This is a genomic window from Rickettsia philipii str. 364D (assembly GCF_000283995.1).
Lineage (GTDB): Bacteria > Pseudomonadota > Alphaproteobacteria > Rickettsiales > Rickettsiaceae > Rickettsia > Rickettsia rickettsii.
The window spans coordinates 724,057-738,174 of sequence record NC_016930.1; the positions used below are offsets into that span (position 1 = coordinate 724,057).

A 14,118-nucleotide genomic window follows, 5' to 3' on the forward strand; every position below is an offset into this window, starting at 1 on the left:
TTTAAATTAGATTAATATGTCACAGAAATTAGGTTTCTGGGCGGTTTTTGCCTTAGTAACCGGCAGTCAAATCGGTACTAGCGTTTTTATCTTGCCGTTAAGTTTAGCACCGTTCGGTATATACAGCATTTGGGGCTGGGTACTTTCATTATTCGGTGCTATGAGTATAGCACTTGTATTTTCTACCCTTTGTGCAAAATTTCCTAAAACAGGAGGTCCGCACGTTTATGTACGGGAAAATTTTGGGGATAAAATAGCTTTTTTCACCGGTTGGACTTACTGGATTATATCCTTTGTCAGTACAAGTATAGTAGTCATTTCGGCAATAGGTTATCTAACGCCTTTTTTTAAATCACAAGCGATTTCAGACTTAATATTACAGATCATATTATTAGGTGCTATTATGGTTTTAAATTTAAAAGGTCCTGAAGTAGCAGGAAAAGCAGAGTTTTATTTAACTCTCTTAAAATTTGTTCCATTGCTTATAGTAGGTTTATGTGCTTTATCACATTTTAATATAGATAATATAACTATTGCCGAGGAAGTAGAGAATTTAAGCATTCCGAGCATTATGGGAAGAGTTGTACTTCTTACTTTTTGGGGATTTATTGGCATAGAATGTGCAACTACCACGGCAGGTGCAGTAAAAGATCCGGCAAAAACCATTCCACGAGCCATAATAGTTGGAACTTTTTGCGTAGCAGTGTTATATATTATTAATAGCATAGGTATAATGGGATTAATCCCTGCTTCTGAACTTGTCAGTGCTAAAGCTCCTTATGCCGATGCCGCTTCATTATTATTCGGGGGTAAATGGTCAAGCGTAATTACGGTTATAGCCTCGATTATATGTATAGGTACGCTCAATGCTTGGGTGCTAACTAGCGGACAGATAGCTCTTGGGCTTGCAGAAGACGGTTTATTACCGAAATTTTTTGCTAAGAAAAATAGCAATAACGCTCCAACTCACGGAATTATTGTAAGCTGCCTTGGCATTGTGCCGTTATTAGTCTTTACGGCAAATGATAATTTGGCCAAACAGATTACACAAATAATAGATTTCTCGGCCATCACATTCTTATTCGTCTATTTAATTTGTAGCTTAGCTTTTTTAAAGGTGATTTTTAGCTCAAAAGAAAATTTTTCTTATTATTATTTACTTATAGCTATAATATCGATTATCTTTTGTGCATGGGTTATCTATGAAACACCTGTTAAAACTCTGATTATAGCTAGTTCTTTTACTATCTTTGGTATTCCTTTGTATTATGGATGGTATAAATGTCATTCCCGTCTATGAGCGTTACCTAGCTGGATTCTGAGCCGTCATTGCAAGCGACTGCAAGGAGCGTGGCAATCCAGAAAAAATAATAAAAAAATTCTGTAAATCAGAATTTTTTAACTGGATTGCTTCGTCAATGCAATGACGGCTCAGCCTCCAAGCGGGCAAGAGACATAAGAGATATAAACATGACAAAAATCCGCATTAATCTGCTTAGAAATTTATTCACAGAATATGATATAGACGGTTATATAATTCCGTCTAACGATAAATATATGAGTGAATATGTTCCAAGCTATGCAAAGAGACTTGAATATATAACAGGTTTTACTGGTTCAAACGGTATAGCTATTATATATAAAGATACAGCATTATTCTTTACCGATGGACGTTATTTAGAGCAAGCAAATAAAGAGCTGGATTTAGAGCTTTTTAAGCTTTTTGACTTAAAAGATATATCTAAGTTTGGTAAAGATGCAAAAATAGGATACGATTCTGAATTATTTACTTATCCCACTATATCAAATTTAAAGTTCAATTTTCAGAAGATTAATGGAAATTTAGTTGATAAGATTTGGCCAAATCAGCCGCTAGAGCCAAACTCTAAAGTGTATTTGTATGATATTAAGTTGGCGGGCGTTAGTCATACTGATAAAATAAGTAAATGTCGTGAAATTTTTTTGGATTCCCGCTTTTGCAGGAATGACACCGAGCAATCTGCCTTAGTCATTCTCGATAGCTCCTCCATATGTTGGTTACTAAATTTGCGTGCCAGTGACGTTGCTTATACGCCTTTAATGTTTGCAAAAGTTATACTCACTTCTACACAATTATATTTGTTTATAAATCCTACAAGAATCGATGCCGAAATTATTAATGCTCGTCCTGAAATAACGATTTTACCGGAAGAAGAATTTGAAAATATTTTAAGAGATAGCAAGAATAAACATCTTTCCAAACCAGCTTATAGAATTTTTATTGATGATACTATAGCATCTGTTCATATAATGGACTTAGTAGCTGATAAAAAAGTACAAAAAATTACCGATCCATGCTTAATGCTTAAAGCTTGTAAGAACGATGTAGAAATTCAGCATGCAATCGATTTGCATATTAAAGATGCAGTAGCTTTATGTGAATTTTTTGCTGATTTTTCTCAATGTCATCCACGTGAAAACGGGGATCCAGAAAAACATAATAACGAATTGACCGAGTATTCCCTCGGTTTAAAGCTTACAGAGCAACGAGCTAAACAAGAGGGATATGTTTCGGATAGTTTTCCTGCTATTTGCGGATTTCAGGAAAATAGTGCTATTATTCATTATAGAGCTGACCAAAAAACTGCTAAAAAAATTGAAGGGCAGGGGATATTACTGATAGATTCCGGCGGTCAGTATCAAGGTGCTACTACCGATATAACTAGAACAATAGTAATAGGTACACCGACAGATGAGCAGAAAAAGCGTTATACGCAAGTACTTAAAGGACATATTGCTTTAGCTAAAGCAAAATTCCCAAAAAATATCATCGCAGGAGCTAATCTTGATATACTCGCTCGGCAATATTTATGGCAAGAAATGCTAGATTATCCACACGGTACAGGGCATGGGGTAGGGAGCTTCTTAAGTGTTCACGAAGGACCGCAAAGCATAAATCTTCTTAATAAAACAATACTTAAAGCAGGTATGATCTTATCTAATGAACCGGGGTTTTATGTTCCTGGAAAATATGGTATTAGGATTGAGAATTTGATGTATGTAAAAGAAAATAATGGATGGCTTGAGTTTGAGACCTTAAGCCTAGTGCCTTATGCTAGTAAATTGACTAATATGAAACTACTTAATATTGATGAAATAAACTATATCAAGGAATATTATAACAAAATTAGAGCTAAAATTTATGATTTATTATCCACGCAAGCGAGGAATTGGCTTAATAATGAAATAAATTTATATTGTAATTGACGTTTCTGCTATTTATTGGTATAAAGTCTACTTCTACTTTTCTACATTGGGACGTCGCCAAGTGGTAAGGCAACGGTTTTTGGTATCGTCATCCGGAGGTTCGAATCCTCCCGTCCCAGCCATTCGTCATTCGTCAAAATTAATTAAGTAATTGTTGTTCTATAATCTATATTATGGAAAATAAAATTTTATATGGTGCATTCGATTGGATTTGAACCAACGACCTTTGCCTTCGGAGGGCAACGCTCTATCCAGCTGAGCTACGAATGCAAATAACTAATAAGAGCGATCCAAAATAAATTTAATAATCGAAAACAAATAGTCTTTATAAATATTCTGAACCGGAATTTTATTTAATAACTTACTTGCTGCATTTTCTAAGTTACTCAAATAATTAACTGTTTCATTGTAAATTTCATGCTTTACCATTAAGTCATGTATTTTTACAAAGTCATCTTTAGTACGCTTATCACATTTAATTATATTTTCAAGCCAAAGCTGCTTATCTTGCGCTAACTTATTATATAAAAAAATCAGCGGTAACGTAACTTTTCCTTCTAAGAAATCATCGCCAATATTTTTGCCTACCTGTTTATCATTACCCAAATAATCAAGCAAGTCATCTATAACCTGAAATATCGTACCGAGTAATTTCCCAAAGTCCTGCATATCTTTAGAAATATGGTCTACCTGCTCTGCTATAATAGTTCCAACTGCACAAGCAGTTCCAAATAGTTCGGCGGTTTTAGATTTAACTATTTGCTGATATTCGTCTATAGTTATAATACGTCGTTCATTTAACTTCACTAGCTGTACTACCTCCCCTTCGGAAATAATTGCTGAAGCTTTAGCTAGAACATTCATAGCTTTAATAGAGCCGGAAGCTACCATTAACTTAAAAGACTGACTAAAGAGGAAATCACCCACTAAAATACTTGTTTTACTGCCCCAAATAACGTTAGCCGTAGGTTTGAATCTTCTTAAAGTACTGTCGTCTACCACATCATCATGAAGCAATGTGGCGGTGTGAATGAATTCAACGGCACTTGCGAGCTTTATATGATTATCGCCTTTATAATCAAACATTTTAGCAGTTATTATAGTTAAAAGCGGACGAATTCTTTTACCTCCTGCTTCTAGTAAATATTTACCGACCTTTTCTATTAACTCTTCATCACTTTTTAAACAGCTAATGATTAAATTGTTTAACTTAGTTACTTCATCTTTTAAATCTTGCTGTATTTTTACTATAATATTCATGGTTGGTATTTTTATACTCGTGCCAAAATCCTGAGATTGCCACGCTCCTTTCAGTTGCTTGCAATGATGATTAACGCAGTTCATCGAGTATACATTCCTCTAATATTTTTTGATTAACATTAGGAATTAACTCCATAATTTTTTCTTTTACATTTTCACCGGGTTGCACTTTTTTTACTGCTGCTTGATATAAAGATAAATAATATAAAGGTATAAGTTTATTTATATCATCTATATTACCTATTTTAGCTTTGTTTAAATCGGACAAATCAAACACATACTCAATGCTAGCATCAATTAAATTAGATGAATTCGGGTGATCAGAAATAGTTTTTAAAAATGATTTCAAAGCATTCCCGTATACTTCCTTACTCTCTTCCGAAAAATCTTTAAAATCCCCTACTCCGTATATATATGCACTTAAAACATCTATTATTCTAGAGTAATCATTAATTATTATCGTACCTTTACTGTAAGAATCTTTAAGAGCATTTACTATAGTTTCATTTGTTATATTAAATCCCGATGCGTTTGAATAGAGACTTAAAGCATTTATCTGTGCTCTAGTTAATTTGTTTAATTCAGTTACTAAATTAATATTTAAATTAAAATTATATTCCCTATCTTCAAAAATACTAAAATTATATTGTTTATTATTATTTAAAATATAGCTTAGTTCATTATTAAAATCTTTATATAGCTTATTATCAGAAAGTTTAAATAAATAGGTTTGCTTATCGTAATATTTCTTTATAAATTCTAATGAACCTATTATAAAACCAGGTTTTAGCTTAAATTGCGAATCTACCAAAAGATCAATATTATTATTGCCGAAATCGTTTAACTTACCTTTATATAATAAATTAATATTATTTTCAAAGTTATTACTATTGATTTTTGCATTAGTAACTTCAATTGTTAAATCTTTAGCAATATCTTTAAAATTCACACTACTAGTACTAATCAAGAAATTACCGGAAAATTTGAAATTATTATTCCAAGCGGGTCTATATAATAATAAGCCGGCAGGTATTATTCTATCTTCAAGGTTACTTTGTACTATTTCGGTTTCATAATAAATTGCTAATTTTTGCGGTATGTTATCAAGGAAATCCTGTTTACTTGTATAATACTTACTTTTGTCAAATAACATAGTAAGTATAGTATGATCTTCTTCATATAATTTTTGATTATCGACTAAGTCAAAAATTTCTGTTTTACCGGAAGTAAATTTAATATTTTCTATTAAATTTATAACTTCAAATAAATCTTTTTTAAATCGTACTATTTCAAATAATTTAAAATTTAACGGTATTTTTGTTGATAATATACAGTTCTCATTATAAAATCTTACTCCAAAGCCTCTTTGAACCGGCTTAAATTTTCCGAATGCTTCTCCGGAAAAATGTATAAATAATTTCTGCTTAAGTAAATCATAACCGATATTTATCGGTGTGGTAAATTCAGTTACTCTATTAATACTCTCTTCTTGCCAATTAATTACTGAAATACCTAATTTGAAAGGGAAACCATATGGCTGAACTTTAGAAAACTTAATAAGATATTGCTGATTAGGATTATTATCAGCCTCTTCTATATTAAGGTTGGTACCGGCATATTTTTGATTTATAGAGTGTGATAAAGAGAACATAATAGTAAACCACAACCCACTATATGCGAGTATAATAAAGATAGTTATAAATAATATTATTTTAAGAATTTTTTTCATCTTTAAATCGGTATTATAGTGTGATTTTCTTTTGTTGTATGGATAAGTTTTTTCGTCATTGCAAGGAAAAATTGAAAATTTTGACGAAACAATCTCAGGAGTTTGTTATTATTTCATGAGATTGCCATGCAGTCTACGACTGCACGCAACAATGCCCGCTTGCAATGACGTTTACTTACACAGCTCTATATATTCCTTATTCAATTTTATAACGTTCCAAATCCATAAACTCATCATAACTATAAAAGTTACTAATAAATATATTATAATAGAATCAAAGGTAGCAGTCGGAATAATAATAAATATCAAAGACTGTATAAATGCTCCAAGCGATTTACCGAATTTAGTACCTATTACCTCTACGGCAGCTTTTCCCTTAGTTCTAAGCTCTAAAGATAAAGGAATATACGCCATTTCTTTTGTTGAATCGAATAATGAATATTTGGACGATTTACTCAGTATGTTCTGAATTGCTCCAACAATAATCGCTGCATATAGAAGATTAAAATCACCGAAACATTCTCCTATTTCTTCAATAAAAATTATAAAGATAAAAAACATCAAGCCAGTAATAGACAACATAATAGGAGTTAATAATGCCGAAATGAGCCAACCGAGTCTTCTCAGAATATTACTGCCTATTATCATGAAAGTAACGCATGATATCCCCATCCAAATATTAAACCTGCCCATAAAGTTAACATAGTCTATAGTGTTGGGATGTAATTCTTTTATTTTTGCTTTCCAAGGTCCTTCAACTATATTTATTAATAATCCATAACAGACTATTAATAAGGCAATACGACCTATATATTTTGAGTGAATTACTAATTTGATACTTTCAATTACCGAAAGTTTTGTTTTCATTTTAGCTGTAACTTTTTTTGCATCTAAAACATTTATGGAATCTGTTAAAATAAATCTATTTATTATTCTAAATAGAAGCATAGCAATTATTCCTGCAGTAACAATAATTGACATGATTGGCTTAAGCATTATAGCATTTCCAACAGATAAATTAAAAGCATCCGGTAATAATTCTGAATCAATGACGTCCTGCCCGCTTGAGAAAAAGACAAGTACGCTACCTGCTATTATAAGACCGATATTACCGACCATTCCAAGAACGGGATAGAATCTTTTAGCTTGAGAAGTATCAAAAATGTGATTGGCAAACTGCCAAAACATTAAGTTTATGACTACTGCACTCCATAATTCCGCGAAAATATACATCAGTGCATAACTCCATTGACTACCTATTTTAATAAACCATTTAAAATGAGGGTATGAAGCAATTAATTTATTTATCATTTCATCATTAGGATGATAAATATCTTGATTTGGATAAATAATATAGGCAAATAATAAGAAAAATAGTAAAAAACTGCCGACTATAATGTAGAAAATATATTCAAAATTTAAGTTATTACTAAGTTTAACATAAAGTACGGTAAAAATTACGCACGAGGGTAATACTAACCATAATTTTAAGAAGCTAATAATTTCAGCCCCCATAGAGGGTACTACTAAACTATCTTTGATAGATCTTAAAGCCCCAAAATTAAAAAGGATACATAACATCATTAAAGCCATAGGTATAAATAGCTTTAATTCTTTCCTTTCTATAGGCCAAATTATTTCTTTAACTTTTTCAAAGAAAATTTTAGGCGGTAACATTTTTATTGTAACCTTACATATTAAAGTTAACTTTTAAATCTCTTAAGTGCTAAAGTCAATTAAAATAATTAATTTATACTACTCCAAGGTGTTATTTCTTGATATCGCCAGTAATATTTTGTGATCTTATCTAATTTGTCCTGATTTGTCTTCCATAATTCCTGCTTATCGGTAGTCCATGGCTTAGGTCCTGCATAGTGTAAAATGAAATAAGAAAAATAAGGGCTTTGAGTCTAAAAATATGTAAAACAGTTCCATCTCATCGATAAGATTTAATAAATCTTAGTTAGGAAAAGAAAAATCACATTTTGACTTTTGTAAAGTTTTTAAAAGCATATTTTTATCTTGCGTTTTTTGCATATTTTTTAAGTTTAAAAATACTACCCCGCTATTTTTATAAGAATTAGCTATATTTCTCTTACATTCTTTTGTCACTTTATGACTAATCTATGGGAGTTATTTGAAAACAGTGAACTTGTAAAAAATACATATGGATTAATGATTATCAGTTAATTAATGTTCAAAATATTTCTGATGAAAAATTAAAAGAAAAAGCTTGGTCTGGAATCTTGCAGTTTTTTTTAAAACAGATCCACAAACGAGATTTATTAAAGAGATGGCAAGAAGTAGCTGATCTTTGACCAGAATTTATTAAAGTTAATATCGGTATAGATTATATAGAGCTAATTTTGTCCTCTACACCTTGAATCAGATTAGGGAAAATGATAAAATAGAAATAGAAAAAATACTTAAATCGCATTTAAACCCTGCATTAGGAGGAAACCTTATGAATAGCTTAGCTCATAGCTGGAAACAAGCAGGTATTGAAGAAGGTAGAAACAAAGAGAAAATTACTATGACTAAAGAAATGAAAAAAGAAGGGCTTTCTTTAGAAACTATTATGAAAATAACAAAATTAGATAAGAAAGATATTGAGACATTAAAATAACATGATTACATTACATGCTGCAAATCAACAGAAGACTCACATTTTTGCATATTAAGCCTATAGGCACTTAGAGCTAAAGGCATATATACTCGATCAACTTCAAAAATTGGCTATGTTGTTTCATAAGCTCTGCGGTGCTCACGTATTAAGTATACGCTCCGCTCTTTGCCTTATAGACTCCTTGCTCTTGTTGAAGTTGATCTTCGTCTATCAATTCTTCATTTACTCGAAGTATATAAATTCATGTTAAATAACTCTCGTTTATGTATTATTTGGTTGTTTGGGCTTATTAGCGGTTTTAATCTAATGATGACCGGTAATACTTTAAATTATTGGCTTGCTAAAGAAGATATAGCACTGCAAACAATCGGTATATTATCATTCATAACGCTTCCCTACTCTATTAATTTCTTGTTAGCACCGATTTTTGATGCAGTGCAAATTAAATATTTAAACAAAATATTCGGTCATAGATTATCTTGGATTTGCTTAACTAGTAGTGCATTGATATTTCTTATATATATTTTCAGCTTTCTAGATCCTAGTACTAATCTATTATTATTTGCTTTCACAGCTTTAATTATTTCTTTTTTTAGTGCTGCACAAGATACTATATTAAGTGCTTTAAGAACGGAAATAGTACCTAAAGAATCGCTTGGGTTTACTTCAGGAATATATATATTTGGTTATCGGGTCGGTATGCTTTTAGCCGGTTCTGGAGCTATTTATTTATCTATTTATTTAACATTTAATGAAATATATAAAATCTTTGCCGGTTTAGTATTTATTTATTTAATTTTATTGATTGTAGGAATTAAGTATTGTTATTTAAACGAGAACATACATATACAGATAATCAAGAATGATATAAAAAATAATCAAAATAAAAAAAACATAATAAATTTTATATATAATGCGTTAAAACCTATAGGTTCTGTTTATTTCATTATTCTTATATTAATTTTCCTAGTATTATATAGGTTACCGGATAACTTAATTAATGTTATGATTAATCCGTTTTTGCTTCATCTTGAGTATGATGCTTTTGAAATAGCAAGCGTTGGAAAGTTTTGTGGAGTTGTAGGAGCTATAATCGGTGGACTTGTCGGCGGGGTTATTATGAAACATAAAAATATATTAAATAGTATATTTTTATTTGGTATTATTCATGCTTTAGGACATATTTTATTTATTTTTCTTGAAATAAACGGTAAAAATTCTTTATTATTATTTATTACGATAGGAATAGCAAGTATTACCGGCGGTATGACAATGACTGCTTATATCGCTTTTATTTCTGCACTCTGTCAAGGTCAATTTCGAGCTACTCAATATTCTTTTCTTTCATCGATGATGGGGATTTCGCGCTCAATTTTTCCTATAATTTCAGGCTATATGGTAGTAAATTTCGGTTGGCAAAATTTCTTTTTATTTACTACTATTATAACTATTCCGTCTCTATTAATATTATTAAAAATAAAAACTAAATTACAATAATGCATGAATATATTAAGTATAATATTTTTAATACCGTATTTTGCTATTTCTTCCATTATACCAAGTATTTTTATATTAAATCACAGTGCAAAATATCGTAGCTTCAAAAAAGCTCTACCTAGTGTAATTGTTGCTTATGTTATAATATACTTATACATATAATCGTTTTCAATCATGATTTCTTCTTTATTTTTATGATTTGATATAACAATACCTCTTTTCATAATTGGATTTATTTTTCTAATCTGTATGGAATATAATACTTGGCATCAATCATATTTTAATTTAACAATAGAACCTTAGCCTATTTCTATGTAGAAACAAAGTTTAGTTTCTATATTGTGATATCAATATTATCTATATTAAACCCATATATAATGAGTATATTAAATATTGGTTTTTACAAATATCAAGGAAATGACATTAAAATTAATGTTTATTTGTATATAATTTTTATCATTGGCAATAATTGGTTATAATATTAGAAAATTAAATAAAAATGCTATAATATTAAAAATAATTAATAAAATGGGAGCAGTAACAATTTGGAGCATAGCTCTAGTATATAATGGCTATTTAAATGAATAATGATATATTAAGTGCTTTTTTACATGGCATCGTTTTAGCTCTCGGTTTAATAGTGCCGCTCGGAGTACAGAATATTTTTATATTCAATCAAGGAGCAACACAGCCAAAGTTTAGCAAGGCTTTACCTAGCATAATTGCAGCCTCAATATGTGATACTATGCTTATATGTATTGCAGTTCTTGGGATATCTTTGTTAATTCTTGAAATTTCTTGGTTAAAATTATCTATATTTATTGTTGGATTTATTTTCTTAATTTATATGGGATATAATACTTGGAATCAGCCGCCTATTGATCTTACAATGAATTACGGGGCTTTTTCAGCTCAAAAACAAATTTTATTTGCTATATCGGTGTCAATATTAAATCCGCATGCAATTATGGATACGATTATAGTAATAGGTATTAGTGCTTTAAAGTATAGCGGTATTGCAAAAATTATATTTACCTTAACTTGCATACTTATATCTTGGATATGGTTTTTTTCTTTAGCAGTTGCAGGTTATAATATTAGAAAGCTAAATAAAAGTAGTACGATTTTCACTATAATTAATAAAATAGCTGCTATTATTATTTGGGCAGTTGCTTTTTATATTGGAGTACAAATATTGTATGAAATCGGTTTTATTAACTAGACATATTGAAGAAAATAATGAAACTATAAAGGAAATAAGTAAATATAATTTAGATTTACGTGATATTCATTGTCCTTTAATTAAATATAAAACTCTAGATTTTAATATCGCTATTTTAGATAATTACTCAAATATAATAATAACTAGTAAATATGCAGCAAGTATCTTAACCGGTCATAACTTAAAACAAGATATTTGGGTAGTAGGTAGTAAGTCAAAACGATTATTAGGCAAGAAAGTAATGTATACTGCTAAAAACGTGGAAGATTTGATTAAGCATTTTCCTCCTGATTTATATGAGCAGACTATATATTTATCTTCAAATGAAATTACTAAAGATTTACCTAGCAAAATAGCTAGACATATCATTTATAATGTAGAATATTTGAATGAGCTGCCCGTATCTATTATAAAAGCATTTAAAAATAATATTGATTTTATATTACTTTATTCTCAAAATAGTGCTAGGACTTTAGTAAAATTATTACTGCAAAATAATTTACTAGAGTACTTACAAGATAGTTTAGTTGTAGCCATAAGTTTGAAAGTTGCAAATATAGTTAGACCTTTTATAAAAAATGTGGTTTATTGTGATGATCAAAACCTTAACGATATAATCAAGTTATTATCTGAAAATGCACAAATTCGATAGTTTATTTAAAAGCAAAAACATCTTTTTTATAGCAATAGTAATATTTGTCTTATCTTCTTTTACTCTTTATCATAATAGATCCGATATTTTAAAACTTTTTAAAAGTGAAAATAAGGATTTAAGCCACATTCCTGATCAAGCAGTAGAAAATAAAGAAAATACTACCCTGGAAGAAAAGGAAGCAGCTCCTCTATTATCTACCAAGTCGCTTTTAAATTACGTAAGTTCTTTAAAGTTTCCTGAAGCACCGACTAATTTAGTAGAACCAAAATTAGAAACTGTAGTCAATTCAGCTTCATTCGGATACAAGGAACAAGAAGCGAAGAAGCCTATAACTAATAGGAGAGCGACGAGTGATGAGGTAGGCGTATGGGTATCACTTGACTATATTAATTACTTATTAAATGTAAATCTATTAGTATATAATTTCATGCAAGATAAGGATTATAGTAAAGAACTAAGAATAGTAAAGTCCCGTCTGCTGCCTCAAGATATAAGGAATATTTTAAATAACTTAGAAGCATATAATAATTATCTTTTTTCTAAATCAAGTAGTACGGAAGTAATTTTTCCTACCAACCATAAGTGGCTGGCGAAGTTTATCAAAATTGAAAAAAAACCTTCTGCTATGATGATAAAAGAACAAGATAAACCTCTAATTTTAGAGAACTTAAACTATCTAATCGATTGTCTTTATTCAGAAAAATTTATGCAGGAGTTTGTAAATAAAGATGTTTAGGTTATTATTAATATGTGCTACTTTTTTACTGCTTTATTTCGGGTTTACTTTTATAGAGAGCTTTGATTCAAAAGTTTTTATTAGTTTATATGATTATAATATAGAGACTAACTTGTTCTTTAGTCTTATTTTAGGTCTTTTATTACTAATTTCTTGTTTTATTGTCATTAGATTCCTAATATTAATTATCGATTTACCATCTAAAATACATAATATTTTTAGTAAACGAAAAATTAATCATGGTAGATATGCTTTAATTTTAGCTTTTGCCGAATATATTATGAATAATAAAGCTAAATCTGCTTCTATTGCTCGCAAAAATTTATCTTCTGAGGATCTAAAAGATTCACAAGAATTCCATAATTTAATCTTAGCCGTAACTGAAGAGGATGTAGATAGAAAAATTTCCTATTTTCAAAAACTTATTACATCTAAAGAATTTGTTTTTTACGGTAGCAAAAATCTAGCAAAACTTTATTATGATAAATCTTTTTATGAGAAAGCAGAAAATTACGCAACCAAGGCTTATAATTTCAATGAACTTGATATTGACAATTTAATTACTTTAATGCGTTGTTATGCTAGACTTTCTCTATGGACAAAATTTATTTTTATAACGAATAAGCTCGCAAAATTTCATAAACATGAGTCTATGCAGGAAATTGCTGAGTATTATTTATTAGCAGTGAAGCAAGAAGTAGAAAGTAATAATACGACTAATGCTATAGATTATTTGGCAACGGCTGTAGATTTAAATTTTTATAACGACGAATTACTAGAATTTTACTTTAATTTAAATAATAAGCTTAATGTTAATAAAAAGATCAAAATATTAAAAGATGCTTTTCGTATTATCCCTTCTTTAAAATTAGTGCAGCTATTTAAAAAATTCACTTCTCTATCAGATAGGCAAATTTATGAAGAATTAACTCAAGAGTTAGATGCTAAAAAAGATGAAATATTAATTTTAGCAATAGAAGCTTATTTAGAATTGTAGACGTTGTGATATGGATTCTTTTATGTTATTCCCACGAGATATTGTTGCGTGGATACCGAGTCGTCATTGCAAGCAGCCGTAGGCTACATGGTGATAAAAAAATTCTGTAAATCAGAATTTTTACTGGATTGCTTCGTCAATTGCTACGCA

At 29.8% G+C, this 14,118-nt stretch carries 13 protein-coding genes and 2 tRNA genes; 11 read left to right on the plus strand and 4 right to left on the minus strand.

What is annotated here, in order from left to right; translation table 11 throughout:
• Window positions 1-16: 16 nt before the first annotated feature.
• The 3 genes from RSA_RS03725 (at window position 17) to RSA_RS03735 (ending at window position 3,368) form a co-directional block, all read left to right on the plus strand.
• Window positions 17-1,300, plus strand: coding sequence for an APC family permease (locus tag RSA_RS03725; protein WP_012150912.1), 1,284 nt, complete (start codon window positions 17-19; stop codon window positions 1,298-1,300).
• Between the two features lie 170 nt (window positions 1,301-1,470).
• Window positions 1,471-3,246 (plus strand): aminopeptidase P family protein, encoded by a 1,776-nt coding sequence (locus RSA_RS03730; RefSeq protein ID WP_014364771.1) that lies wholly within the window; start codon window positions 1,471-1,473, stop codon window positions 3,244-3,246.
• Between the two features lie 47 nt (window positions 3,247-3,293).
• Window positions 3,294-3,368: transfer RNA gene (locus tag RSA_RS03735), tRNA-Gln, on the plus strand.
• 71 nt (window positions 3,369-3,439) lie between these two features.
• Here the strand turns inward: RSA_RS03735 and RSA_RS03740 are convergent.
• From RSA_RS03740 to tlc3, 4 genes are all read right to left on the minus strand, one after another.
• Window positions 3,440-3,516 (minus strand) — tRNA-Arg (locus RSA_RS03740).
• 6 nt (window positions 3,517-3,522) lie between these two features.
• Entirely contained in the window at window positions 3,523-4,506 is a 984-nt protein-coding gene (locus RSA_RS03745) for a polyprenyl synthetase family protein (protein ID WP_014364772.1), read from the minus strand.
• 70 nt (window positions 4,507-4,576) lie between these two features.
• Window positions 4,577-6,235 (minus strand): hypothetical protein, encoded by a 1,659-nt coding sequence (locus RSA_RS03750; RefSeq protein ID WP_014364773.1) that lies wholly within the window; start codon window positions 6,233-6,235, stop codon window positions 4,577-4,579.
• Between the two features lie 171 nt (window positions 6,236-6,406).
• Window positions 6,407-7,912 carry a nucleotide exchange transporter Tlc3 gene (gene tlc3, locus RSA_RS03755; RefSeq protein WP_014364774.1) on the minus strand — a complete coding sequence of 502 codons (1,506 nt, stop codon included), beginning with the start codon at window positions 7,910-7,912 and terminating at the stop codon, window positions 6,407-6,409.
• Window positions 7,913-8,439: 527 nt separating this feature from the next.
• Here tlc3 and RSA_RS08480 point away from each other — a divergent pair.
• The 8 genes from RSA_RS08480 to RSA_RS03795 all read left to right on the plus strand — a co-directional run bounded on the left by RSA_RS08480 (window position 8,440) and on the right by RSA_RS03795 (window position 13,968).
• Window positions 8,440-8,553 carry a hypothetical protein gene (locus RSA_RS08480; RefSeq protein WP_231284264.1) on the plus strand — a complete coding sequence of 38 codons (114 nt, stop codon included), beginning with the start codon at window positions 8,440-8,442 and terminating at the stop codon, window positions 8,551-8,553.
• Window positions 8,554-8,615: 62 nt separating this feature from the next.
• Complete coding sequence (locus RSA_RS03765) at window positions 8,616-8,861, plus strand: hypothetical protein (RefSeq protein WP_014364775.1); 246 nt, start codon at window positions 8,616-8,618, stop codon at window positions 8,859-8,861.
• Window positions 8,862-9,104: 243 nt separating this feature from the next.
• Complete coding sequence (locus tag RSA_RS03770) at window positions 9,105-10,358, plus strand: AmpG family muropeptide MFS transporter (protein WP_014364776.1); 1,254 nt, start codon at window positions 9,105-9,107, stop codon at window positions 10,356-10,358.
• 459 nt (window positions 10,359-10,817) lie between these two features.
• Window positions 10,818-10,946, plus strand: coding sequence for a hypothetical protein (locus RSA_RS03775; protein ID WP_014364777.1), 129 nt, complete (start codon window positions 10,818-10,820; stop codon window positions 10,944-10,946).
• Complete coding sequence (locus RSA_RS03780) at window positions 10,939-11,580, plus strand: LysE/ArgO family amino acid transporter (RefSeq protein WP_014364778.1); 642 nt, start codon at window positions 10,939-10,941, stop codon at window positions 11,578-11,580. The genes RSA_RS03775 and RSA_RS03780 overlap by 8 nt, the downstream gene beginning before the upstream one ends.
• Window positions 11,558-12,232: a uroporphyrinogen-III synthase gene (locus tag RSA_RS03785; RefSeq protein WP_012150901.1), complete on the plus strand. Its 675-nt coding sequence runs from the start codon at window positions 11,558-11,560 to the stop codon at window positions 12,230-12,232. Before RSA_RS03780 ends, RSA_RS03785 begins: the two co-directional genes overlap by 23 nt.
• Window positions 12,216-12,971, plus strand: a complete 756-nt coding sequence (locus RSA_RS03790; protein ID WP_014364779.1) for a palindromic element RPE2 domain-containing protein — start codon at window positions 12,216-12,218, stop codon at window positions 12,969-12,971. The genes RSA_RS03785 and RSA_RS03790 overlap by 17 nt, the downstream gene beginning before the upstream one ends.
• Window positions 12,964-13,968, plus strand: coding sequence for a tetratricopeptide repeat protein (locus RSA_RS03795; protein ID WP_014364780.1), 1,005 nt, complete (start codon window positions 12,964-12,966; stop codon window positions 13,966-13,968). Before RSA_RS03790 ends, RSA_RS03795 begins: the two co-directional genes overlap by 8 nt.
• Window positions 13,969-14,118 lie beyond the last annotated feature (150 nt).